At 64.6% G+C, this 24559-nt stretch carries 25 protein-coding genes and 1 pseudogene; 4 read left to right on the plus strand and 22 right to left on the minus strand.

Features of this window, described 5'->3' with window-relative positions; translation table 11 throughout:
* Positions 1-51: 51 nt before the first annotated feature.
* Positions 52-522, minus strand: a complete 471-nt coding sequence (locus tag E1J61_RS22670; protein ID WP_133096245.1) for a hypothetical protein — start codon at positions 520-522, stop codon at positions 52-54.
* 347 nt (positions 523-869) lie between these two features.
* Here E1J61_RS22670 and E1J61_RS22675 point away from each other — a divergent pair, with 347 nt between their 5' ends.
* Positions 870-2027 (plus strand): porin, encoded by a 1158-nt coding sequence (locus E1J61_RS22675; RefSeq protein ID WP_133096246.1) that lies wholly within the window; start codon positions 870-872, stop codon positions 2025-2027.
* A 143-nt stretch (positions 2028-2170) separates the two neighbouring features.
* Here the strand turns inward: E1J61_RS22675 and E1J61_RS22680 are convergent, their stop codons facing one another.
* The 4 genes from E1J61_RS22680 to E1J61_RS22695 form a co-directional block, all read right to left on the minus strand.
* Complete coding sequence (locus tag E1J61_RS22680; protein WP_133096247.1) at positions 2171-2917, minus strand: SDR family NAD(P)-dependent oxidoreductase; 747 nt, start codon at positions 2915-2917, stop codon at positions 2171-2173.
* A 108-nt stretch (positions 2918-3025) separates the two neighbouring features.
* The gene (locus E1J61_RS22685; RefSeq protein WP_133096248.1) at positions 3026-3961 is read right to left on the minus strand and encodes a 3-keto-5-aminohexanoate cleavage protein; all 936 of its coding nucleotides are present in this window, start codon (positions 3959-3961) and stop codon (positions 3026-3028) included.
* Positions 3962-4127: 166 nt separating this feature from the next.
* Positions 4128-4697: an alpha/beta hydrolase gene (locus E1J61_RS22690; protein ID WP_133096249.1), complete on the minus strand. Its 570-nt coding sequence runs from the start codon at positions 4695-4697 to the stop codon at positions 4128-4130.
* A gap of 103 nt (positions 4698-4800) precedes the next feature.
* Positions 4801-5646: a TauD/TfdA family dioxygenase gene (locus tag E1J61_RS22695; protein ID WP_133096250.1), complete on the minus strand. Its 846-nt coding sequence runs from the start codon at positions 5644-5646 to the stop codon at positions 4801-4803.
* 361 nt (positions 5647-6007) lie between these two features.
* On the opposite strand from E1J61_RS22695, the gene E1J61_RS22700 reads away from it, so the two are divergent.
* Positions 6008-7066 (plus strand): AraC family transcriptional regulator, encoded by a 1059-nt coding sequence (locus tag E1J61_RS22700; RefSeq protein WP_133096251.1) that lies wholly within the window; start codon positions 6008-6010, stop codon positions 7064-7066.
* A 92-nt stretch (positions 7067-7158) separates the two neighbouring features.
* Here E1J61_RS22700 and E1J61_RS22705 read toward each other — a convergent pair whose 3' ends face one another.
* From E1J61_RS22705 to E1J61_RS22715, 3 genes are all read right to left on the minus strand, one after another.
* Positions 7159-8148, minus strand: coding sequence for a tripartite tricarboxylate transporter substrate binding protein (locus E1J61_RS22705; protein WP_133096252.1), 990 nt, complete (start codon positions 8146-8148; stop codon positions 7159-7161).
* Positions 8149-8301: 153 nt separating this feature from the next.
* Positions 8302-9363: a 3-keto-5-aminohexanoate cleavage protein gene (locus E1J61_RS22710; protein ID WP_133096253.1), complete on the minus strand. Its 1062-nt coding sequence runs from the start codon at positions 9361-9363 to the stop codon at positions 8302-8304.
* 71 nt (positions 9364-9434) lie between these two features.
* Entirely contained in the window at positions 9435-10415 is a 981-nt protein-coding gene (locus E1J61_RS22715) for a quinone oxidoreductase (RefSeq protein ID WP_133096254.1), read from the minus strand.
* Positions 10416-10690: 275 nt separating this feature from the next.
* On the opposite strand from E1J61_RS22715, the gene E1J61_RS22720 reads away from it, so the two are divergent.
* Positions 10691-11539 carry a class I SAM-dependent methyltransferase gene (locus E1J61_RS22720; protein ID WP_133096255.1) on the plus strand — a complete coding sequence of 283 codons (849 nt, stop codon included), beginning with the start codon at positions 10691-10693 and terminating at the stop codon, positions 11537-11539.
* Positions 11540-11705: 166 nt separating this feature from the next.
* On the plus strand, positions 11706-12671 hold the full coding sequence (locus E1J61_RS22725; protein ID WP_133096256.1) for a LysR family transcriptional regulator: 966 nt from the start codon (positions 11706-11708) through the stop codon (positions 12669-12671).
* A 6-nt stretch (positions 12672-12677) separates the two neighbouring features.
* Here E1J61_RS22725 and E1J61_RS38905 read toward each other — a convergent pair.
* The 14 genes and pseudogenes from E1J61_RS38905 to E1J61_RS22795 all read right to left on the minus strand — a co-directional run.
* Positions 12678-12797: pseudogene (locus E1J61_RS38905) on the minus strand (hypothetical protein); the annotation flags it as partial.
* A gap of 14 nt (positions 12798-12811) precedes the next feature.
* Positions 12812-13105 carry a YciI family protein gene (locus tag E1J61_RS22735; RefSeq protein WP_133096258.1) on the minus strand — a complete coding sequence of 98 codons (294 nt, stop codon included), beginning with the start codon at positions 13103-13105 and terminating at the stop codon, positions 12812-12814.
* A 10-nt stretch (positions 13106-13115) separates the two neighbouring features.
* Positions 13116-13520, minus strand: a complete 405-nt coding sequence (locus E1J61_RS22740) for a nuclear transport factor 2 family protein (protein WP_133096259.1) — start codon at positions 13518-13520, stop codon at positions 13116-13118.
* A gap of 43 nt (positions 13521-13563) precedes the next feature.
* Positions 13564-14283: an ABC transporter ATP-binding protein gene (locus E1J61_RS22745; RefSeq protein WP_133096260.1), complete on the minus strand. Its 720-nt coding sequence runs from the start codon at positions 14281-14283 to the stop codon at positions 13564-13566.
* 2 nt (positions 14284-14285) lie between these two features.
* A complete protein-coding gene (locus tag E1J61_RS22750; protein ID WP_133096261.1) occupies positions 14286-15092 on the minus strand; it encodes an ABC transporter ATP-binding protein in 807 nt (268 codons plus the stop codon).
* Entirely contained in the window at positions 15089-16078 is a 990-nt protein-coding gene (locus E1J61_RS22755) for a branched-chain amino acid ABC transporter permease (protein ID WP_133096262.1), read from the minus strand. Before E1J61_RS22755 ends, E1J61_RS22750 begins: the two co-directional genes overlap by 4 nt.
* A 2-nt stretch (positions 16079-16080) precedes the next feature.
* On the minus strand, positions 16081-16968 hold the full coding sequence (locus E1J61_RS22760) for a branched-chain amino acid ABC transporter permease (RefSeq protein ID WP_133096263.1): 888 nt from the start codon (positions 16966-16968) through the stop codon (positions 16081-16083).
* A gap of 39 nt (positions 16969-17007) precedes the next feature.
* Positions 17008-18168, minus strand: a complete 1161-nt coding sequence (locus E1J61_RS22765; RefSeq protein WP_133096264.1) for an ABC transporter substrate-binding protein — start codon at positions 18166-18168, stop codon at positions 17008-17010.
* A 70-nt stretch (positions 18169-18238) separates the two neighbouring features.
* The gene (locus tag E1J61_RS22770; protein ID WP_133096265.1) at positions 18239-19162 is read right to left on the minus strand and encodes an NAD(P)-dependent oxidoreductase; all 924 of its coding nucleotides are present in this window, start codon (positions 19160-19162) and stop codon (positions 18239-18241) included.
* A gap of 16 nt (positions 19163-19178) precedes the next feature.
* Positions 19179-20174: a tripartite tricarboxylate transporter substrate binding protein gene (locus tag E1J61_RS22775; protein ID WP_243736951.1), complete on the minus strand. Its 996-nt coding sequence runs from the start codon at positions 20172-20174 to the stop codon at positions 19179-19181.
* 52 nt (positions 20175-20226) lie between these two features.
* Positions 20227-20865 (minus strand): 3-isopropylmalate dehydratase small subunit, encoded by a 639-nt coding sequence (leuD, locus tag E1J61_RS22780; RefSeq protein WP_133096266.1) that lies wholly within the window; start codon positions 20863-20865, stop codon positions 20227-20229.
* Positions 20866-20884: 19 nt separating this feature from the next.
* Positions 20885-22300, minus strand: a complete 1416-nt coding sequence (gene leuC, locus E1J61_RS22785) for a 3-isopropylmalate dehydratase large subunit (RefSeq protein ID WP_133096267.1) — start codon at positions 22298-22300, stop codon at positions 20885-20887.
* Between the two features lie 28 nt (positions 22301-22328).
* Positions 22329-23279, minus strand: coding sequence for a hydroxymethylglutaryl-CoA lyase (locus tag E1J61_RS22790; protein WP_133096551.1), 951 nt, complete (start codon positions 23277-23279; stop codon positions 22329-22331).
* Between the two features lie 41 nt (positions 23280-23320).
* Positions 23321-24532 (minus strand): CaiB/BaiF CoA-transferase family protein, encoded by a 1212-nt coding sequence (locus E1J61_RS22795; RefSeq protein ID WP_133096268.1) that lies wholly within the window; start codon positions 24530-24532, stop codon positions 23321-23323.
* Positions 24533-24559 lie beyond the last annotated feature (27 nt).

Below are 24559 nucleotides of genomic sequence, written 5' to 3' on the forward strand. Positions count from 1 at the left end.
CAATTTCATCCACGGCAAGGCACACGCGCCCGCCAGGCATCCAGGCGCTGGCTAACGACCCCACCCGCAGAATCGCTCGAGCAGTTCCGCCTCGGTTTCATGGACTTCAACCGGCAGGCTGCTTGCGCCGGCAAACGCCAGATAGCGGGCGCGATGCTGGCCGTTTCGAAACGACACCACGCCTTCACTGGCAATGCCGATCAGCCCGGATAGCGTACGGCGGCGCCGGGTTGTGAACGTTACATAGGGGACTTCCGGAATCCGCTCCTGGCCGGGCGCCAGGAACTCGCAAATGCCGCGCACCTTGCCCGCATGCCAGTACTGCGCAGCCTGAAGGACATAGTCCGTGGTATCGCGGTCGGCGCAAGCGAGCAGTTTCGCCAGGTTGATCACGACCACCTTGTGGCGCGAGTCGGGGGCATCGAAACCGCGTTTCATGCGGGTGAACGTGTAAGGACTGTGACCGGGGATAGGAACTATCCAGTTCCCGTCAGGACCCCGTTGCACCTGATCTTTTGACAAGGCGACTCCGATCTCTTGTTATCCCGGCGCTTCGCCGGGGCCGGATTCGATGCGGCGCGGCTTCAACCGCCGCTGCCGTGCTATCCGTATGCCCTGGGATTATGCGTCAGCGCCAGGCCCTTGTGAACTCGCCAGTCACACGCCCCGCATCAGCGTCCGCAACGTCTGCCGCTTGCCGGGTAGGGGTATGCCCCAACGTGTCGCCAATCAGCAATTCAAAGTCGCAGCAACACAAGCGCGACGCGCCCAAGGCATCAGACACTCGCCCAGCACCCTGATCCTGCATGTCAGGGTTGCCGAGCATCACAAGAATGAAACCAGAACATGGGCCAAGGAGGAACGAGTAGATGAAAAGAACGATGATCGCCCTCGCCGCGATGGTTGCGTGTGGCGCAGTCAAAGCGCAATCCAGCGTAACGCTCTACGGCGTGATGGACGTGAACGTCGAGTACGTTAATCACGTTGGTGCCGTGCCGCAGGCGAGTAACAGATTCAATCCGGGCACGGGCGGCAAAGCATTCAGACAGGACGCCGGCGGCTACTCCGGCTCGCGCTGGGGCCTTCGCGGCAAGGAAGACCTGGGCGGCGGGCTGAAATCGGTTTTCGTTCTGGAGAGCGGCTTCTCGAGCGATACCGGTACCCTGCAACAGGGTGGCCGGATATTTGGCCGCCAGGCCTTTGTTGGCGTTGAGTCGCCATATGGCCAGATTACTTTCGGCCGGCAATACCATTCGTTGTTCTCCACGCTAGCCAACTTTGTCCCGGCGCGATATGCCAGCCAGTATGAGCCTACCGGCGTGATTGCCGGTGCCAACTTCCGCCAGGACAACGCGGTGAAGTACACCGGCGTGTTCGGGGGGCTCACGGCCATGGCAAACTGGTCGTTTGGCGTGGGCACAACACTTCCGCAAGTCGCTCCCACCCTCCCGACTGCTGGTGGCAACGGTGAAGTGCCAGGGCAGTTCCGCCGGGACACAAGCTATGGAGCAGGGCTGAACTATCTTGCCGGGCCTTTCGGGGTGGGCGTCGGCTATGACCAATGGAATCCGACGATCGGCACTGGCCACGGTACCTATAAGAAGGCTGCTGTCATGGCCAGCTACGCTCTCAATGGAACGGCGAAGGTAATGGGCGGTTATCGCTGGGGTCAGAACAAGAATCAAAATGGCACGTTGATTCAACGTGACGATTTCTACTGGATTGGCGGTCAATACCGGTTCTCACCGACTCTCGATTTCACGCTCGAGTACAACTACCAGGACGTGAAGAACCTGGGAGGGAACACTCACATTGCCAACCCCTGGCAGATTGCGCTGATTGCAGACTACGTGCTCTCCAAGCGTACCGACATCTACCTGACCACGGCCTATTCAAAGAACGCTGGCCTGGCCATGGAATCGGCGGCAAGCAATTTCGCCACCAGTCTTACGTTGAATAGTTACGCGCTCCCCAATGGCCAGACCTCGATGTTTGGCGTTGCCGTGGGTATCCGTCACGTCTTCTGAGGCCCGCATAGTGGCGACGTGTCATGCTTCTGCCGAAGTGATGGGTGGCACGTCGCCCCCCTGTCGCCCCCCTCCCGCGCCTGAACCGGATCAAGTGGCGCGACTACAGCCGCGCCTGGGGGAGCGCAGGAATGCCATGAAAGCTACGCGGCTGTCTTCCCGCCGTTCACGTGAAGGATCTGGCCCGTGATGTACGTGGACTGGCCGGATGCCAGGAAGATAATCGCCTCAGCGACTTCTTCCGGTGTGCCGACGCGTCCGGCTGGGATCGTTGCGGCGACAGCTGCGACCCGATCCGCGCCGCCGGCAATGCGTCCGAGCATTTCCGTTTCAATCGGGCCCGGCGCCACGGCGTTGACGCGGACATTCGATTTGATGGCATCCAGCGCCGCCGACTTGGTGAAGCCCTCGATCGCGTGCTTGCTTGCCACATACATGGGATTGCGCGGGTTACCGCGGCTGCCCATCGTGGAAGAGAGGTTGACGACCGCCCCACGCTTCTGCGAGATCATCGCGCGCAGCTCGTGCTTCATGCAAAGGAATGTCCCAAGGACATTCGCATCGAAAATTGTCGTGTACGACTCGACGGTCTGCTCGACGATCGATCCCGGGGTTCCTTCCGTTCCGGCACTGTTCACTGCGATATCAAGGCATCCAAAGCGCTCGACGGCATGACCGACAAGACGGATGACATCGTCCTCAAGGCTGATATCGGCCGCCACGAAGTCCGCTTCCGCGCCCATCTGCCGAAGTTCCGAGATGAGGGATTCTCCGGCAGCGGCGTTCCGCCCCGAGCAGACCAGTCGCGCACCTTTGGCTGCAAAGGCAAGCGCCGTCGCGCGGCCGATGCCTGCCGTCGCACCGGTAATCAAGACAACAGCATGAGACATGAGAATTTCCTTCGGGGGAGTGAAGAGGAGCTATTCGAGAGCCTGGGGAAGATGTTCAAGACGCGCGCATGCCCGGATGCTCAACTGGCCGGCACAACATTCGCACTGTCAGAATGCGACAGCGTTCCTGCCCTTCAGTTGAAGCATGTCACGCGCCTCGTCCGGCGTAGCCACCTCGAGATTCAGCGATTCCAGAACGCCAACGACGCGCCTGACCTGGTCGGCATTGCTCTTCGACAGGCGGCCCGGCCCGTCCCAGAGCGAGTCCTCCAGCCCCACGCGGACGTTTCCGCCCATGGCGGCGGCCATCGAGGCAATCGGCATCTGGCTGCGGCCGGCGCCGAGCACCGACCAGTAGTAGTCCTTGCCGAACAGCCGCTCGGCGGTGCGGCGCATGTGCATGACGTCCTCGGGATGCGAGCCGATGCCGCCGAGCAGGCCGAACACCGACTGGATGAAGAACGGCGCCTTGAGTATGCCGCGGTCAGCGAAGTGGGCGGCGGTATAGAGATGACTGGTGTCGTAGCATTCGACTTCGAAGCGAGTGCCATTGTCGGCGCACGACTCCAGGATGTAGCGGATCTCCTTGAACGTGTTGCGGAAGACGCGGTCCTCGGAACCCTCCAGGTAAGGACGCTCCCAGTCGTGCTTGAACTCCTTGTGCCGGGCGAGCATCGGGTACAAGCCGAAGTTCATTGAACCCATGTTCAGCGAGGCCACTTCCGGCTTCAGCTGCAACGCCGGCTGGAGGCGCTCCTCGACCAGCATGTTGGGGGCGCCGCCGGTCGTGAGGTTGATCACCACGTCGGAGCGCGCCGCGATGCGCGGAAGGAATTCACGAAAGAGCGCGGGGTCCTGGGACGGCTGGCCATTCTCCGGCTTGCGGGCATGCAGATGGACGATCGAGGCGCCTGCCTCGGCCGCGGCAACAGCCTCGTCTTCGATCTCCTGCGCGGTAATGGGGAGATAAGGCGACATCGTCGGAGTGTGGATGCCACCGGTCACGGCGCACGTGACAATAACCTTGCTCTGGGGAGCTGCCATGGTAGATTTCCTTCGTTCTCTGGCTGGGGAATGAACTGCTTCATGCGACGCCGCAAATGCTCGGGAACTTTGCCGTCGCCGGCTGTGACCACGCCCTGAATTTCGCCAATTGGAAAGTAGATGTTCCGGCAAAATATGCGTGGAAGCCGGCAGGAGACGTAGCCACTCAGAGTTGCTGAATCAGTTCCTCTGCCAGCGGCCACGGTCCATAGCCATCTGCCGGTCCGAGATGGCCTACTTCCCCGGCATCGACGAAACGGCTGCCCCAGGCCTGCGCCAGGTCGCGGATTCGTTCGAACTTCCCGAGCGGATCATTTCGGCTCGCCACTACGATGCTCGGGAATTGCAGAGGCCGCCGCGGGATAGGGATCCATCCTTCCTCTGCCAGCGCCTGCGGATCCTTGTATCCGGCCGGCAACGGACTGTCGTAGTCGGTCGGCCCGGCAAGTAGCACGCCCTGCACGGCGCGCGCCGTCTCCTGTGCCCAGTGAACCGTGATCAGGCAGCCAACACTATGTGCAACCAGGATGACCGGCCCTGCAATGCTGCTTACGACACGGTCAAGGTTGGCCACCCTGGCACTGCGCAACCGCTTGTCCTGATCAATCTGGGGCACAATGCGCACCGCTCGTCCCTGCTGCTGCAAACGCTCTGCCAGCAGCGATTGCCAGTGCTCCGGCATGTGATCGCGAAAGCCGGGAACAATCACAACCGTTGGCTGATTTCCGGATGTCATGGGATTCATTTTCCTCGCTTGATTTGATGATTCGCCAGCGCAGCCTGGTCCGTCGGCGAGTACGGCCGATGGTCGGAAGTGATTCTCCCGGCCCGCTTGCGGCTTAGCAGGGGATATCGCCCACGATGCCGGCGCGCTCGAGCTTGCGCGGTGCCGGGTAGTAGTCGTTGACGGCGTAGTGCTGCGTGCTGCGGTTGTCCCAGACCGCAACGTCGCCCTCCTGCCATGCCCAGCGCACCTGGTATTCGGGAATGGTGGCGCGGCTGGTCAGGTAATTGAGCAGCAGCGAGGCGCCGGGCGACTTGTCGATGCCGTAGCGCACGTTGTCCGGGGTGCTGTAGTTGGTGAAGTGCGTCGTGAACGAGGCGCCGACGAACAGGATCTTCTCGCCGGTCTCAGGGTGGGTGCGTACCACCGGATGCTCCACCGGCGGATGATCCTGGGCCAGCTTTGCGCGGTCTTCCGGGGTCATGACCGCACCGAAGCTGTGCTCGATGCTGGCCCTGGCGCGCAGGCCGTCGATCTTCCTTTTGATCTCCTCCGGCAGCTCCTCGTATGCCTTGACCATGTTGACCCAGATGGTGTCGCCGCCGATCTCCGGGCATTCGATGCAGCGCAGGACTGCGCCCATGGCCGGATTGGGACGCCACAGGCCGTCGCAGTGGTAGCTGTTCTCGTAGCTGTGCGGGTTGTCGCTGCGGTAGACCTTCACGAGGCCCGGATACCCGGGAACACTGCCGACCACCGGATGGTCTTCCAGCTTGCCGAAGCCGCTGGCGAAGGCCACGTGATCGGCGCGCGTGATCTCCTGCTTGCGAAAGAAGAGCACCCTGTGCTTGAGCAGCGCCGCGCGGATCTCGGCGAAGCGCGCAGGATCGCGCGCCGCCTCGCCAAGGTTGACGCCAGAAATCTCGGCCCCGATGGCGGGGGTGATTTGCCTGATCTTCATTATTTCTACGTCTCCTGCAGGTGGATGAATCTGCGAACGGGTTCAGAGTCCGGCTGCTTGCGGATGAGCATCCGGCGTTCCAGGCTTTCCGGCGGCGCCGTCGCGAAGGAAGTCAAGTCGCGTTCACGTGACAATTTTCGATAATGACCGCTGACGCATATCATCGTGCCTGGCGACACTTCCCGCTTTGCCTTGCGCGCCTGGAACTTGGCAATTGACGACAACCATCCGATTGCACAGGAAGCCAGAGGATTCAACGCTTCCCCGCAACCTTGAGAGGATGAACGTCGCGGGTCATTCTCGCTTGACAGTACGTGACAGCGATTTATCATGAGCTGTCCATTTTCAGCCTCATTTCCCGATGTCGTTACTTGTCCGCGCTGCAGCCCTGACCAACTACAGCGAGGTCGCTCGTGCCGCCGGACTGGATCCGGTGCGGCTGATGTCTGACGCAGGAATTAGTCCGAGCGTACTTCGCGAGCCGGACCTCATGATTCCAGTCGAGCGTTTCGGACGCCTGCTCCAGGCCTCCGCAGACCTGTCGGGCAACGAGAGTTTCGGGTTGTGCATGGCCGAGTCACGCCAGTTGTCCAATCTCGGGGCGGTAGGCATGCTGATCCGCGACCAGGCGACGCTGCGCGACTCGCTTGGCACGCTGATGCGCTACCAGCCGATGCTCAACGGTGCGCAGTCACTGGCAGTCGAGGAATGCGGCGAACTGGTCATCATCCGCGAGGCGCTGATCGCCGGCAGCTCGCATCAGCCAACCCGCCAAAGGGTTGAACTGGCCCTGGGGGTCATGGTGCGGTTGATACGCCAGCTTCTCAAGCCCGACTGGCAGCCGCAGCGCGTATGCTTCGAGCACCCGGCGCCGCGCGACCTGAGCGCACACCAGCGGTTTTTTGGCCCTCGCATCGAATTCGATTGTGACTTCAACGGGATCCTCTGCGCGAGGGCCGACCTCGATGCGCGCAATCCGTGGGCCGATCCGGCCATGGTGCGCTATGCGCAGCAGTTGGTCGACAAGTCCGCCATGCCGCATCGGGCGACAATGCATGAGGACGTGCGGCGCACCATCCTGCTGCTATTGCCCAGTGGGCGCTGCAGCATCGAACGGGTAGCTGATAGCCTGGGCGTGGTGTGCCGCACGGTTCAGCGCCGGCTGGCGGAAGAGGGTCAGAGCTTCTCGTCGATCGTGAACGAAGTCCGCACGGAGCTCGCGACCCGTCATGTCATCGAGAGCGATCGTCCGTTGACTGAAGTGGCGACACTGCTCGGCTTTTCCGCGCTAAGCGGATTCTCGCGCTGGTATCACGTGCAATTCGGTTGCAGCCCCAAGGAGAACCGGGCCGCAAGCGGCACCGTGCGCCGACAGGCAGCCCCTTCGCAGGCAAGCGCTGCCGACCGGATTTGTTCATGATTCCGACCTGGCACGGATCCCGGGGGAGCCTCACCTGCTGCAGCCTTGCCTCGCCACCGGCAAGGTGAGAACGCCCCCGGTCACAACACGTTTCATTCATCGAGCCGGATCTTTGCATCGACCGCGATCTTCGACCAGGCTTGCAGATCGTTGCTGACAGTCTCGCCGAACTGCACCGAGGTCTTCACCGGCGGCGGCCCAAAGTTCATGCTCTTCATCATCGCTGCGAGATCAGGGGACGCCTGCACCTTGTTGACCTCATCGGCCAGCCTCTTCACGATCGCCGGGCTGGTTCCCGCTGGCGCAAACATGCCGAACCAGCCCACCATATCGAACTTATAGCCCTGTTCACCCATGGTCTTGACATCAGGCAGCTGCGGCGCACGCACATTGCCAGTAATGGCAATGGCGCGGACCTTCCCGGAACGCAGGAAGGGAACGGGCGCGGCCGGATCGGTCCAGCCGATTTTCACGACACCTGAGGAAAGGTCAGTCAATAGCTGATTCGAGGTCCGATATGCGACGTGATCGGTCTTCATGCCGGTCTGCTTCTTGAGCCATTCCATCGTCAGCTGCCCTGAAGAGCCGGTGGCCCAGGAAGCGTAGCTGTATTTGTCCGGATTCGCCTTCACCAACTGGATAAGCTCCTGCAGGTTGTGGGCCGGCAGATCATTGCTCACCAGCAACATCACGCCACCCTCGGCCGTCTCGGCGATTGGGACAAGGCTCTTCTTAGGATCATACGGGATGGTCTTCAGAACGGCCGGGGCGATGACCTGGTTCGATGCCGTGGTGTAAAGAATCGTGTATCCGTCGGCCGGCGCCTTGACTACAGCGCTTGTCCCAATGACTCCACTGCCGCCCGGCCGGTTTTCAACAACGACTGGCTGCTTCAGGGATGCCGACAGGCGTTGCGCCATCACCCGTGCCAGGGCATCGGTTCCTGATCCTGCCGACGAGGCCACGATCATCTGAATCGGGCGCGCGGGCCAGGCTTCCTGCGCCTGCCCTGAAGCGCACAACGCCAGAAGCGCTGCGGTGCCCAGCGTGACCGCAACCAGCTTTTGAATTCGCAATGCCATTGCCTACCTCCATGTACTTGTTTTGTTGACGATTAGTCAAGCTGCGCGCCTTCCATGTGCGTCGCCCTGGCAGCAGGCGCGACGCACATGGCGGCATGAGCAACGCTGGCATCGCCAATACCGCAAATGCTGTCAAGTTCCCCCAAGGGCTACTTACATGCATTCGGCCTTGCGCAGGAAGCCCTGGTGGCCACCGTTACGATTGGGAGCAAAGCCATTCTTCTGCAGCGTCTCTTCCACCGTGTCGTAGAAGACCCCAAGCTGCAAGATCTCGCGGGTCTGCTGCGCTGTCGCGATGGGGCGACCAAATTCGCCGGCAATACGCACCAATTGCTTGATCTGCTCGACCGTGCTCATCTTTCCGGTGCGGGTCTGGTTCCAGAGTACGTCCTCGATGCCGCACCGCACATGCAGGCCCAAAGCCATGCCGATCATGTTGATGGGCAGCACGTTCAGCACCGAACTCTCCACCGTTACCACGGCTCCGTCCGGCACGGCACGCAGAATGTTGGCCAGGTTGTAGATGTTCGCCTGATCCATGCCGCCGCTGATCGCCACCCAGTTCATCACCAGCGGGCCCTTGTAGACACCGCGGCGAATCATCCGCTCAATCGTTTCAAAGCTGTTGATGTTGTAGCACTGAAACTCGCTTTGAATACCGGCGGCCGTCAGGCGTCGAACGTGCTCCTCGAACCAGCTGGGATTCGAGGGAACGACCATGTCCTTGTAGGTTTCGTAGAGGTGCGCGAACCCCCGCGAAACTCCCTTGAAATCATCCACACTGGCGTGCTCCGTCACATTCATCTGCGAAGTGTTGACGGTCACCGTCACCTGGTCCGGCTTCGGATCAAGTTCGGCCAGCATGTGCCGCGTGTCATCGCTAAGCCATTTGGCGGCCTGTCCCTCTTCAGGCGCGAAGCTGATAGAGCCGCCCACCTGGATGACCATTTCCGGACAGGCCTTGCGCACGCCGGCGATCAGTTCGTTGAACTTGGACAGCCGCTTGCTGCCCTTGCCATCCTCTTCGCGCACATGCAGATGCAGCACTCTCGCACCAGCTTCGTAGCAATCCACCGCCTTCTGAATCTGATCCGCCATGGTGACAGGGATGTCTTCCGGGAAGTCTGACGGGATCCAGCCTGGCGCATAGGGAGCGGCGGTGATGATCAGGGGCTGCTGGTTCTCGGGATACAGGTGGCCGTCAAGGAAGTTCATATCGATGGATCTCCGGGTTGAGGTTTGAATCTTGGGAACGTCGAACTAGATGGGAAGGCTGCTTCGCGCTGTCAAATCACGAAAATGGACGAGCCGGTAGTCTTTCGGGACTCGAGGTCCCGATGTGCCTGCGTGGCATCTTCCAGGGCATAGCGCTGATTGATCCCGATGTGGATGCGGCCCGCCGCCACGTGGCCGAACAGCTCGCTCACCAGTTCCGCCTTCTCGGCAGGATCGGCAATATAGTCGGCCAGGCCCGGGCGCGTCAGGAATGCCGAGCCTTTGCGGGCCAGGATCGCAGGATCGAACCCGGTGACCGGGCCGGAGGCGAAACCCACGCACACCAGCAGGCCGCGGCGCTTGAGGGAGTCCAGCGAGGCCATGAAGGTGTCCTTGCCCACGCTGTCGAAGACCACGTTCACGCCCACGCCATCCGTCAACTCCCGCACGCGCGTGGCCACGTCCTCATGGCTGTAATTGATCGTGTGGTCGCAGCCATGGGCGCGCGCGATTTCGGCCTTGGCATCGGTAGAAACCGTTCCGATCACCGTCAGTCCCTGCAGCTTGGCCCATTGCGAAATGATCAGGCCGACACCGCCTGCCGCGGCATGCAGCAGGATGGAGTCGCCCGCCTTGAAGGGGTAGATCCGGCGCATCAGGTAGGCCGCTGACAGGCCCCGCATGGTCATGGCAGCCGCGATTTCGCAACTGATCGTCTCCGGCAGCTTGATCAGCGGTGCGGCGGAGATCAACCGCTCCGTGCTGTAGGCGCCCAGCGTGTTGGTAAAGCCCGTATAGGTCACACGGTCGCCGACCGCCAGGTGGGTGACGCCGGCACCGACGGCCTGGATAACGCCGGCGGCTTCGTTGCCGATGCCGCTGGGCAGCGGGACCTTATAGGTACCGCTGCGGAAGTAAGTGTCGGCAAAATTCAGACCTACGGCCACGTGACGGACACGAACCTCCCCTGGCCCCGGATCACCCACATGCGCGTCCTCAAAACGAAGGACGTCGGGTCCGCCTGTCTCGTAAATCTTAACGACTTTCGCCATGTGGTCTCCTGTTCTTGAGTAGATGTCACGGCTTGCCTGGGGCTTACCGCCTGGGCTCGCCGATGGACAAAATGGACAAGCCGGTGCTGGTGTGACTCAGACGGGTTGATGTCCGAGTGCACTTTGCATGACCGAATCATCGAGCCTGGCGCCGCTTTCCGCTTTCCCTTGCGTGCCTTTAACTTTTCTCTTTATGACAAGGATCCGCCGGCTCATGGGTGATGGAAATACAATGCTTCTGTACAGGCGGCGGTGGATCCTGAGGGAGTCTCCAGATGACCGACAACGGAGTGAAATCCAGTCTTCGCAATACGTGGGAGTCGGCAGCACCCGGCTGGGCGAAGTGGGAGAATGTGTTCGCCACCACTCTTTCGGGCGCCACGGACACGCTCATTGATATGGCCGGTGTCCGGCCGGGCATGCGCGTTCTCGATCTGGCTTGCGGTGCCGGCAGCCAGAGCATCCAGGCAGCGATGCGAGTGGGTGCCGACGGCGAAGTGGTCGCCAGTGATATATCGGGCACCATGCTGGAGCATGTCCGCCGAAATGCCGCCCGTGCCGGCCTTCAGAATATCGAAACGCTGGAATGCGCAGCAGACGAATTGGCCGAGACACTGGCCCCGTTCGACGCGGCGATGTGCCGATTGGGATTGATGCTTTTTCCGTCACCTGGTGAGGCATTGAAATCTGTCCAGCGCGCACTCAAGCCTGGCGCGCGTTTCGCGGCGCTGGTCTTCACGACGCCGGCCGCCAATCCCTTTATGGCTCAGCCGATGGCGATCCTTCTACGCCACGCGGGCAAGTCTCCTCCCGCGCCCGGACAACCCGGAATCTTTGCACTGGGAGGCGATGGCGTGCTGGAACGCCTGATGCACGACAGCGGTCTTGGCGATGTGAGAACACGCCACGTCCGAGCGCAGCTCGTCTTGCCGAGCGCGTCCGATGCGCTGCAACTGATGCAGGAAGCCGCCGGGGCATACCGGGCGGTGGTAGCGGACCTCGACGTCGCGGCCAGGGTGAGGGCCTGGAACGATGTTTATGAATGCCTAAAGCAGTTCGACGTCGGTGAAGGCTTCAAGACCGAGCTTGAACTCATCATCGGCTCGGGCGCGAAGCCAGGATAGTTTTCGCCCCCGTTCGAGCCTAGCGGAACGGCATAAGCGGCAAGCGGATATGTGGCTTTGTACTCCCGCCAACTGGAAGGGCCCTGACAAGGCTTCCAACCATTGCTCCTGTACAGTACCGCCCGGTATCCTTCGTGCCGAGAGCAACGAAATATGGAAGACCAGCATGCAACTCAAGACCGAGGAGATCGAGGCATACCTGCTGGTGGTGGAGTCAGGGAGCGTGAGCGGTGCCGCGCGCCACCTGGCACTGTCGAAGTCCGTTGTCAGCAAACGTATCAGCGACCTGGAGCGCAGCCTTGGCGTGACCTTGCTGCAGCGTTCCACGCGCAGCGTGCAGCCCACCGAAAGCGGCAGGCATTTCTACGAACAGGCCCGTGCTGCGATGGCGCAACTGACGCATGCGGCGGAAAGCATTTCCGAGACATCGCAGCAGCTATGCGGCGAGTTGCGCATCCTGGCGCCGATGAGCTTCGGCACGCTCTGGCTGTCGCCGCTGATCGCCGAGTTTGCCAGCGCCCACCCGCGCCTGCATGTCGTGATGGAGCTGGATGACCGCTTGGCCGATACCGGCCATGAGCGCTACGACGTTGCCATCCGCATCACCCGGCTGGGCGACAGCGCGCTGATCGCACGCCGGCTGGCGGTGAGCCGGCGCATCGCATGCTGCAGCCCGGCCTACGCCGCGCGCGCCGGGCTGCCGGCCAGCCTCGCCGACATCTCGCAGCACGCCTGCCTGTCGTACAGCAACTCCGCGCCCGGCCAGGTGTGGGCGTTCCGTGGCGCGACCCCGCAGGCCGCGCCGAAGGTCATCGCCCCGCGCGGGGTCTTCACCGCCAACAACGGCGAAGTGCTGCGCGACGCGGTGCTGGCCGGCCATGGCATTGCGGTATTGCCCTTGTTCATTATCTCGGCGGACCTGGCGGCGGGCCGCCTGGTCCAGGTGCTGCCGCACGAGGTTCCGCTCGACGACGGCATCTTCGCGATCTATCCGCGCAGCAACTTCACCTCGCAGAAAGTGCGGACGCTGGTGCAATACCTGCAGCAGGCAATGTCACCGCCGCCGTGGGAGGCCCGCGCCGCGAGCGGCAGCCAGGTGCCTGAGCCGGCGCCCCTGCTGCGGCACGGTTGAGCCGCGGTCATTCATCACCGTGAGGTAGTAGTACACATCCTCCTGCTCCTGCATCATGCGGCGCAGGCCGTCCTGGATGATCACGGCGAGCGCGTAGGCAAAGGTCGGGTCATAGCTGATGCAGTTATCATCGCGTCCGTTCAGTCGGGATCGCGGTTGACTACCCGCAGCAGGAACGGATGAATCTGCACCTCCTTCCACACACCGGCCTGCTGGAAGGGATCGCCCGTGGTGAAGTCGATGACCTGCCGCTTGTCCAGCGCACGCACCAGGAACAGGCTGCCGATCATGCGGTCGCCGTCATCGGACATCAACGGCCCGCACATGACGCACCGGACCTCCGCGGCAGCCAGGTAGGCGCGATGTGCGTCGTAGCTGTCGAGCCGGCGCTGCTGCGCATCGGCGTGGTCAAGGCAATGAATGATGAAGTCCATATCAATATATCTATTGAAATGCCCGGCCTGGGACAGCAGCAGCCGGCGCGGGGATCGGCGTCGAGGCCCACGCCAGCATCTGCCACGCGCCCTCCCGCCGCTTCCACACGCTGAGGAAGCGGTTGTCCAGCGTGCGTTCCACGCCGTCGACCACGGCAACCAGCAGGGCCTTGCCCTGCATCACGGCGATGTCGTTGTAGATTTCCTGCCCAACCTCTCGTACCGACGCCTGCAGGTAGCGCACCCGTCCGCTGCGCAGCGATGCCAGGTATGCCTGCTTGTCTTCGCGCAACGCCGAGGAGTGGGTATAGCTGAGTTCATCCGCAAGCAGGCCTTCCAGCCCCGCAATATCGGCGGCGAGCATCGCGCGGTATCGCGCGGCATCCGCCTGCCTGAGCGCAGCGAGATCTTCCATATACGCTCCGGTCTTTGTGTCCGTTTTGCCCATGCCGGTGCCCTCAGCCATGCAGATACGCTTTCACCAGCGTCTTGTCGTTCAGCAGCGCCTGCCACTCTCCGCGCCGCACTTCGTGGATCACCCGTCCCACCGAAAGCACATAGGCGCGGTCGGTCATCTCCGCGGCAATCGCCACGCTCTGTTCCACCAGCACGATGCTCAGCCCGCGCTCGCGCAGCCGGTTGAGCACGGCCAGGATTTCCTTGACAATGCGCGGCGCCAGGCCCGTGGTCAGCTCGTCCATGATCAGCAGGTCGGGCTGCAGCAGCAGCGCGCGGGCGATCGCCACCATCTGCTGCTGCCCACCCGAGAGCAGGCCAACCTGGCCGCTGCCGCGCTCGCGCAGCAGCGGGAACAGCTCGCAGACTTCGTCGTGCGTGAAGCGCATTGCGCCACCGCGTGCGCGCCTGCCGGCTTGCTCGGCAAGCCGCAGGTTGTCGCGCACCGACAGCTCGCCGAACAAGTTGCGATTCTCCAGCACCGCGGCAATGCCATGCTCGAAGCGGCGATGCCCCGGCACGTGGCCGATCTCCACCCCATCCTTGACGATGCTGCCCGCCATCGGCCGCACCAGCCCCGACAGCGTGCGCACCAGCGCGGTCTTGCCCGCGCCGTTGGCGCCGACCACGGCCACCGCCTCGCCCGGTCCGACCTCCATGTCGATGTCATGCAGCACGGGCACCGGGCTGTAGCCGGCGTGCAGGCCTTTCACTTTCAGCATGGTCAGACTCCCATATAGGCTTCGCGCACGCGCTGGTCGGCCTGGACGGCTGGCAGCGTGCCGCTGGCGATGATTTCCCCGTAATACAGCACGTGGGCGGTGCCGCAGATCGTCATCAGCCCCATGTCGTGCGACACCAGCAGGATGGTCATGCCTTCGTCGTTCAGGCGCAGGATCCATGCGCGCAGCAATTCGATTTCTTCGCTGTTCAGCCCTGAGGACGGTTCATCGAGCAACAGCAGGCTGGGTTCGCCGATGCAGGCGCGCGCCAGTTCCACGATGCGCCGCTGGCCCGCGGGCAGCGTGCCGGCGCGGTGCTGCAGCAGGCCTTCCAGGCCGAACTTCCTCGCGCATCCCAGCGCGGCCTCGTGCATCGCCTGGAGCTCGCGGCGCGACAGCGGCGAGCGCAGCATCGCATGCACCACGCCCGAGCGCGTGGCCTTGTGGCAGCCGGCCATCAGGTTTTCCAGCACCGTCATGTGCTCGAACACCTGTGGCGTCTGGAATGTGCGCACCAGCCCGGCGCGGCTGCGCTGCTGCACGCTGTCGGCGGTGATGTCGCGCCCCGCCAGCAGCACCTTGCCGCCCTTGGGCCGCAGAAAGCCGGAGATGATGTTGAAGCAGGTGGTCTTGCCACTGCCGTTGGGGCCGATCAGGCCGACGATGCCGCCGGCCGGCACATCGAACGCAACATTGCGCAGCACGTCAAGGCCGCCAAAGCTGTGCGCGACCGCTTCGACCCGCAGCAGGGCCTGCGCGCCTGCCGCGCCCGCGGCACTGGTACCGAATTCAGCGATGGCGGATTTCATCGGACCTCCTTCAATGCGGAATTCTGCGTGCGGCCGAAGGTGCGGCGATGCATGCGGCCAACCATGCCCGCGAGCCCACCCATGATCCCGCCGGGCATCAACGTGACCACCAGCACCAGCACCGCGCCGAACAGCACCTGGTGGAAATCCCCCAATCCGCTCAGCAACTCCGGCACCAGCGACACAAACAATGCGCCGATCACCACGCCGCAGGTGGAGCGCGCGCCTGCCACCACCGGCACCAGCAGGAATACGATCGAGCGCTCCACCGTAAAGCTCTGCACGCTGACGAACGACACGTAGTGCGCAAACAGGCTTCCCGCCAGCGAGCCGAGCATGGCCGACAGCACGAACATCGCGGTCTTCAGCCGGTGCATGTCGATGCCGAGCACCTGCGCTGCCGGCGCCGCGTCGCGCATGGCCCGCATGGCCAGGCCGGGGCGGCCCTTGACCAGGTTGTCCACCAGCCAGAGCAGCAGCCCTACCAGCGGCCAGGCAAAGTAGTAATAGCGCTCCGGCGTATCCAGCAGGAAACCGAACAGCGACAGCTTGGGGATGCCACCGATGCCCAGCGTGCCGCCGGTCAGCCAGTCCCATTCGAAGAACAGCACATTGGCGATGCTGCCGACCGCCAGCGTCGCCAGCGCCAGGAAGAAGCCGCCCAGGCGCAGCACCGGCACGCCGATCGCCGCCGCCAGCGCCGCGCTGGCCAGCAGGCCGGCCGCGGCACCGGCCAGCGCCGGCCATCCCAGCACCGTGGTGCAGTAGGCCGAGGCATAGGCGCCGATGCCGTAGAACGAGGCCTGCGCCAGGTTGACGATGCCGCACTGCCCCAGCAGCAGGCCGACGCCCAGGCCGCCCACGGCCAGGATGGCGGCGAAGTTGAGCAGGTCGATGTGGTGGCGCGACAGCAGTTGCCCGGCCAGCGCCCACACTACCACCGCGGCCACCACCAGCCAGCGCGTGGCGTTGGATGATGCATTCATGCTTATCCTCCCTTGCGCCCCGCGCGGCCCAGCACGCCGTTGGGGAGCAGAATCATGATGACGACCAGGATCGACAGCGCGACCACGTCGCGATAGCCCGACGGAAAGCCCACCACCGCCAGCGATTCGGTCAGACCCAGCAGCAACCCGCCCACCACCGCGCCCAGCGGATTGCCCAGCCCGCCGAGGATGGCCGCGGCAAAGCCCTTCAGCGTCAGGCCGATACCCATCTGGTAGTTCATCGACAGCAGCGGTGTCACCAGCACCCCCGCTACCGCGCCGAAGCCGCCGCCGAGCAGGAAGGTCAGCGTGCGCATGCGGCGCACGTTGATACCGGTGGTGGTGGCCCCGTCTGGGTCCAGCGACGCCGCCGTCATGGCCAAACCGACCAGGGTCTTCGTGTAGAACAACCGCAACGCCGCCACCAGCAGCACCGCAATGACCACCAGCGCCAGTGCGTGCACGGGCGCGGTCGCCCCCAGCAGCTCCACCACACCCTCGCCGCCGATGGCCGGCAGCAGGTGCGAATCGCGCCCGCCGAAGTACAGCGCCGCGGCCGACAGCGCGAACGCCAGGCCAATGGTCAGCAGCAGGAAGCTCTCTTCGCCGGCGCCGCGCCGCATCATCGGGCGTACGAACAACGTGTCGATGGCCAGGCCGCTGGCGGCGCCGGCGGCAATGCCGCCGGCAATCGCCACCGGATAAGGCAGGCCCAGCGTCTTGAGCGCGAATACCGCAACCAGCGCGCCGATTACCGCGAACTCTCCCTGCATCGCATTGACGATGCGCGTGCCCTTGAAGATGATCGATATGCCCACGCCGATCAGCGCGTAGACGAAGCCGTTGGTGATCCCGGACAGGACCGCCTGGATAACTAGGGTGTCAGACATTGCTGATCCTTTTGCCGATGCGTTTTGCCGCTACACCGGCTAGGGCCGGGCCTTGTAGTCCAGCCGCACGAACTGGCCCTTCTGCAGCTTCGAGTAAGTAAAGCCGGCCAGTGTCATGCCGCCCATATCGGGCGCAGAAAAGTCATAGCCCATCGTGACGCCCTGGTAAGGCCGGCGCAGCGCGCTGCAGAGCTTGTCGCCGGCCACATCGGCGCCTGCCGCCTTCAGGCCGCTGGCCAGCGCCATCACCGCATCCCAGCCCACGGCGGCGAAATGCTTGGGCAGCTTGCCGTACTCCTTGCGGTAAGCCTCGACAAACTCCTTCTGCCCCGGCAGCGGATCTTCGGAAACGATGAACTCTGGATGGATGATGTTGTCGGCGGCCTCGCCCATGCCCTTGACGGTCTCGTAGGTGGCGGTGCCGTGCACGGAGATGATCGGTGCGCCGACCTTCAGCTGGCGCACATTGCGGAACGGCGCGGGCGAGGTAGAGATGACGACGATCGCGTCCGGCGTGGCGGCCTTGAGCTTAGCAGCCTGCGTGGTGACGTCGGTGGCGGCGATCTCGAATTTCTCGACCTGCACGAAGGTGACGCCGTATTGGCGGTCCAGCGTCTTCATGCTGCTCCACACCACCTGCCCGTAGCCCGAATCGTGCAGCACGCCGATGCGCTTGAGCCCGTTGTCGCGCGCATAGGACAGCACCGCGCGCGCATTCAGTTCCTGCGAGGGCGTCAGGTGGAAGACGCAGGTACGCTCGCGTTCCACCGCCGGCCCGAGTCCGGAGAACGCAAACAGCGGCACCTTCTGCGCCTGCGTGATGCCGCCGATGGCCACGGTCTGCGCGATCCCGGACGGGCCGACGATGGCGCGCACCTTGTGCGTGTGCAGCAGTGCGTTGGCCTTGGCCACGGCGGTATCCGGGCTGGAGCCGTCGTCCTCGACGACCAGCTCCAGCGGCCGCCCGCCGATGCCGCCGCCGGCATTGATGACTTTCTGCGCCAGCAGCGCGCCTTCGCGCTCGGCCAGCCCCACGGCGGCGAGGCCGCCGGTGGTTGAAAACAGGCCGCCGATGCGCACCGGCTCCGCGCCGGGCCTGGCCTGGGCCAGCACCGGCTGCTGCGCCAGCCCGAACATCACTCCGGCCACCGCGGCACACAGGACGCCGTGCGGCGTCCGGATGATTTGCTTGAGGTTCATGTCTCCATCCTTTTTGTCATGGTTCATGGGTTTTGGGCGCGCTCTCGCGGCGCGCCTCAGTTGACGGCGGCTAGCGCACCTCCCCGCCCGGCGCACTGCTCCAGGCCGGCACATCGGCCAGCGCGGCAATGTCGAGATGGCCCAGGTCGCGCTGCTGCATCATCGCCAGGTACTGCCGCACCAGCGACGAGATCGGCAGCGCCACGGCGTTGTCGCGCGCCACGGCAAGTGCCAGGTCCAGGTCCTTCACCACCAGCGAGATCGGCCCCGCGGCGCCGTATTCGCGCTGCTTGAGCTTGTCGGCCTTGGTGCGGTAGTGCGCGCTGCCGACGATGCTGTCATTGATCGCATCGACCATCAGCGAGCGGTCCAGCCCGGAGCGCTCGCCGAAGGCCAGCCCTTCGCCGATCACCGCGGTGCTCATGAACACCATCATGTTGATCATCAGCTTGATCACGCGCGCCTCGTCGGCGCCGCCGACATAAGACTGGCGCGCGGTCAGGCAGGCCAGCAGCGGCTGCACCGCAGCGAACGCCTCGCGTGGCCCGGACACAAAGCAACTCAGCTGCGCGCTCGCGGCCAGCGACACCGTGCCGGACACCGGCGCGCGCAGCCAGCTGGCGCCGCGCTGCGCCAGTGCCTCGGCCACCTCAGCCGAGGCTTCCGGCGATACCGTGCTCATGTCGACAAAGACCTGGCCCGCGGCCGCCGCAGCAACAATGCCGCCGTCGGACAGGAACAGCGCGCGCAAGCTGCTGTCATCGAAGACGGTAGAGAACACCACATCGGATTGCGCTACCGCATCCCGCGCGGACGGCACGGCGTGCGCACCCGCGGCAACGACCGGCTCGCACTGGGTGGGCACCTTGTCGAACACCGTCAGCGCGTGGCCGGCCTTCAGCAGGTTCAGGCACATCGGCCTGCCCATGGCGCCGATTCCGATCCAGCCGATGCGCGGCGATGACGAGGTGCGTTCGTGATTCACGTCTTTCATGTCGTTGCCTTCCGGCCTACTCGACCTTGACGCCCGACAGCGCAACGACCTTGCGTGTCTGCTGCGTCTGCGTTTCGATGTAGCGCGCAAACTGTTCCGGCGTCAGCTTCATCGGCACCATGCCCTGCGCCGCAAAGTGCTTCTCGACAAAGTCCTGTTCGTCGAGGATCTCGCGGATCGTGGCATTGAGCTTGTCGACCACCGCGCGCGGCACCTTGGCCGGCGCCAGCACACCGTAGATCGCCGAAATATTCATTTCTTTGTAGCCGGCCTCTTCGAAGGTCGGGACCTGGGGCAATGCGCGCGTGCGCTTGTCGCCGCTGACCGCCAGCACCTTGAGCTTCTTCGCTGTGACAAAGCTCTGGATCGTCGGCAGCGCCGGGAAGGTCATCAGGATCTGCCCGCCGACGACATCGGCCACGGCAGGCGCCGAGCCCTTGTAAGGCACGTGCACGAGGTCGGTGCCGGCCAGCTTGTTGAACAGCGCGCCCATCAGGTGCGGCTGGCTGCCAGCACCGAACGAACCGTAGCTGAGCGCCTGCGGGCGGGCTTTCGCATAGGCCGCCAGGTCCTTGACGCTGTCCAACGGCAGGCTGCCCGATACCGCCATGACGAGCGGCACATAGCCGATCGCCGCCACCGGCGCAAAGTCGCGCGCGACGTTGTAGGAAACCGATGGCAGCACCACCGGATTGAGCACGAACGTGGCGTCGTTGGTCAGCAGCAGCGTGTAGCCGTCGGGCTGGGCCTTGGCGACCGTGTCGGCCCCGATCACCGTGTTGGCGCCGCTCTTGTTCTCCACCACCACCGGCTGGCGCAGTTTTTCCGACATGCGCTGGGCCAGTTGCCGGGCGATGATGTCGGTCGTGCCGCCGGGTGCGTATGGCACGACCATGCGGATCGGTTGTGCGGGATAGGCTTGTGCCAGGGCGGCACTTGCGCCGGCAAAGCAGGCCAGGCCGAGCGCCGCGGCACACAGCGCGCGAGGGGTGTGAGTGTTCCAGTCCATCATGTCTCCATCTATCGTTGTGGGGCTTTCCGGCTCGTGCGGCCGGATAATCCAGTCAGTTGAACAACCACGGTTCGCGCTGCCGCCGCACTTGCTCGTAGGCGTCTATCTGCGCGGCGTGGCGCAGTGCCAGCGCGATATCGTCCAGCCCGTTGAGCAGGCAATGCTGCTTGAACGGGTCGAGCGTGAAAGCGATCACCTCACCGGCCGGCGTGACCACCTGCTGCGCGGCCAGGTCCACCTGCAGCCGGTAGCCCGGCGTGGCGGCGACCTCGGCAAACAGGCGGTCGACCACCTCCGGCGCCGCCACGATCGGCAGCAGGCCGTTCTTCAGGCAGTTGTTGTAGAAGATGTCCGCAAAACCTGGCGCGATCAGCGCGCGCAGGCCGAAGTCATCCAGTGCCCACGGCGCATGTTCGCGCGAGGAGCCGCAGCCGAAGTTCTCGCGCGCCAGCAGGATCGACGCACCGCGGTAGCGCGGCTGGTTCAGCACGAAGTCCGGGTTCAGCGGCCGGGCGCTGCAGTCCTGCCCGGGCTCGCCATGGTCAAGGTAGCGCCATTCGTCGAACAGGTAGGGACCGAAGCCGCTGCGCCGGATGGATTTCAGGAACTGCTTGGGCAGGATGGCATCGGTATCGACATTGGCGCGGTCCAGCGGCGCGACCAGGCCATCCAGGGTGGTAAAGGCTTTCATTGCTCGGCTTCCTCCGGTGTTACAACGCGCGGACATCGACGAAGTGCCCCGCCACGGCAGCCGCGGCTGCCATCTGCGGGCTCACCAGGTGGGTACGCCCGCCCGGTCCCTGCCTGCCTTCGAAATTGCGGTTGGACGTGGACGCGCAGCGCTCGCCAGCCGACAGGCGGTCGTCGTTCATGCCCAGGCACATCGAGCAGCCGGGCTCGCGCCATTCGAAGCCGGCCGCGATAAACACCTGGTCAAGGCCCTCGGCCTCGGCCTGGGACTTGACCAGGCCCGAGCCCGGCACCACCAGTGCCTGCCGGATGCGCGGCGAGACATGCCGGCCGCGCACGACCTCCGCCGCGGCTCGCAGGTCTTCAATGCGCGCGTTGGTGCATGACCCGATAAAGACCTTGTCCACCGCGACCGCTTCGATGGGCGTATTCGGCAGCAGGCCCATGTAGCGCAGCGCCGCCTCGATGCTCTTGCGCCGCACCGGGTCGCGCTCGTCGCGCGGATCGGGAATGCGCTCGCCGACGGGCACCACCATTTCGGGCGACGTCCCCCAGGTCACGTGCGGGCGGATGGTGGCGGCGTCGAGGTCCACCACGGCATCGAAGGTCGCGCCCGGGTCGCTGTGCAGCGTGCGCCAGTATTCGATGGCCACGTCCCACATCCGGCCCTGCGGGGCCTGCGGCCGTCCTCCCAGATACTCCAGCGTGGTCTCGTCCACGGCCACCATGCCGGTGCGCGCGCCGGCCTCGATCGCCATGTTGCATACGGTCATGCGCGCCTCCATGCTCAGGCCGCGGATGGTGCTGCCGGCGAACTCGATCACGTGGCCGGTCGCGCCAGCCGTGCCGATGCGCCCGATCAGCGCGAGCGCAATGTCCTTGGCGGCAACGCCCCTGCCCAGCTCGCCCTCAACGCGTACCAGCATCGACTTGGGCTTCTTCATCCACAGGCATTGCGCGGCCAGCACCTGCTCCACTTCCGAGGTACCGATGCCGAATGCGAACGCCGCGAACGCGCCGTGCGTGGAGGTATGCGAATCGCCGCAGGCAATGGCCATGCCGGGCAAGGTCGCGCCGCGCTCCGGCCCCACCACGTGCAGGATGCCCTGGCGCGGATCGTCCATGCCGAAATTGACGATGCCGTTCTCTTCGCAGTTGCGGTCGAGCGCGTCAACCTGCGCGCGGCTCACCGGATCAGCGATGCCCTGGCTGCGCGCGGTGGTGGGCACATTGTGGTCGGCAGTGGCCAGCACCGAGGCGGCACGCCACACCTTGCGCCCGTTCAGGCGCAGCCCTTCGAAGGCCTGCGGGCTGGTCACTTCGTTGACCAGGTGGCGATCGATATAGATCAGCGCGGGGCCGTCGGTCTCCTGGTGGATCACGTGGCTGGCCCAGAGCTTGTCGAGCAGGCTCGCGGGGCGGTTAGGCTCGGTCATGATGGTGTCTCCTTGCTTATGCTTTGCTTCAGTGCTGGCGCGCGCCCACCCATTCCGGCACCGGATACAGTTCGGTGCGCTTGCCCGCCTTGACGACCTGCCCGGAAATATCGTGCCCGACCAGTGCCGGCAGGTCGCGCGCGGCGCCCAGCAGCCGGTCCAGGTCAACGCCGGTGTCGATGCCGGCCGACTCGAGCATGTGCACCAGGTCCTCCGTGCAGATGTTGCCGGTGGCGCCGGGCGCGAACGGGCAGCCGCCGAGCCCGCCCAGCGAGGCATCGAAGCTGTCCACGCCCGCGGCCAGCGCAGCCAGCACGTTGGCCAGGCCCATGCCGCGGGTGTTGTGGAAATGCAGTGTCAGCGGCACGCCCGGGAACCACTGGCGGAAGGCCTCGACCAGGTCGCTCACCTGGCGCGGGTCTGCCATGCCGGTGGTGTCGGCCAGCGTGATGCTGTCCATGCCCAGCTCCAGGTATCGCCCCGCGGCCCACTGCACGCGCTCCGGCGCCACCGCGCCTTCGAACGGGCAGCCGAACGCCGTCGCCACGCAGCCGCTGACAGCCAGGTCACCGGAGCGGGCCAGCGCCGTCACATCGCGGAACTGCGCCAGCGACTGCTCGCACGTCATGCGCATGTTTGCCAGGTTGTGGGTCTCGCTGGCGGACATGACGAGGTTGATCTCATCCAGGTCGCACTCGAGCGCGCGCTCGCATCCGCGCACGTTCGGCACCAGGGCCGTATAGATGACCTCGGGATGGCGGCGGATCTGCCTGGCCACGGCCTCGGCATCGCGCAGGTTCGGAATCGCCTTGGGCGACACGAACGAGGTGATCTCGATCCGGGCGAGCCCGGTTTCGGACAACCGGTCGATCAGCGCGATCTTCTCTTCGGTGGGGACGAATTCCGGCTCGATCTGGAAGCCGTCGCGCACGGACACTTCATTGATGCGGACGCGCCGTGGGGCATGGGGAAGCCACATGGTCATGTTCATTTTCTGTCCTTCGGTTTGGCGCCGCGGGCTCAGACTACGCCGGCCTCGCGCAGCGCGCGGAATTCGGCGCCGGCAATGCCGATGCCCGCCAGGATCTCTTCGGTGTGCTCGCCCAGCGCCGGCCCGATCCAGTTGGTTCGCCCCGGGGTGGCGCTGAGCCTGGGCACGATGCCCGACAGCGCCAGCGGCGAGCCATCGGGAAGCTGGTGCGGCTCGATCATGCCGCGCGCACTGTAGTGGGGGTCGCTGCAGATGTCCTGCGCGGTGTAGATGCGCCCGCAAGGCACCGCCGCGGCTTCCAGCGTCGCCAGCACGGTGTCGAGGTCGTGCGCGGCGGTCCATGCGGCGATGGCGTCGTCGAGCATGGCGTTGTGCTGCACGCGGCCATCGTTGTGCGCCAGGCGCGGATCCTGGCCGAGGTCGTCGCGGCCGATCGCCGTCATGAAGCGCCGGAAGATGGCGTCGCCGTTGCCCGCGATGATCACGTACTGCCCGTCCTTGCAGGGATACGTGTTCGACGGCGAAATGCCGGGCAGGCTGGCGCCGGAACGCTCGCGCACGTGGCCGAACTTGTCGAACTCCGGCACCAGGCTCTCCATCACGGCAAAGACGGACTCGTACAGGGCCACGTCCACATACTGCCCTTCGCCGTTGTTGTTGCGCAGGTGGTGCATGGCCAGCAGCGCGCCGATCACGCCGTACAGCGACGCCAGCGTGTCGCCGATGCTCACGCCGGACCGCACCGGCGGCCGGTCGGGGTAGCCGCTGACATAGCGCAGCCCGCCCATCGATTCCGCGATCGCGGCAAACCCCGGGCGGTCCTTGTAGGGGCCGGTCTGGCCATAGCCGGAAATGCGCACCATGACCAGGGCCGGATTCACCTTGCGCAGGTCTTCCCAGCCCAGGCCCCATTTCTCCAGCGTGCCGGGGCGGAAGTTCTCGATCACGATATCGGCGCCGGCGACCAGCTTGCGCACGATGTCCTGGCCTTCCGGGCTGCGCAGGTCCAGCGTCAGCGACTTCTTGTTGCGGCTCTGGCTATACCACCACAGCGAGGTGCCCTCATACAGCTTGCGCCATTTGCGCAGCGGATCGCCTTCGCCCGGCGCTTCGATCTTCAACACCTCGGCGCCGAACTGGGCGAGCAGGCCGCCGGCATAAGGGCCGGCGATCAGCGATCCCAGCTCCAACACGCGCACGCCTTGCAGCGGCATCTTTTCCTTGTTCGCTTCGTTGACCATGACGGTTTGATGCTCCTGTCGAAATAC

This window comes from Cupriavidus sp. L7L (assembly GCF_004353535.1).
Lineage (GTDB): Bacteria > Pseudomonadota > Gammaproteobacteria > Burkholderiales > Burkholderiaceae > Cupriavidus > Cupriavidus oxalaticus_A.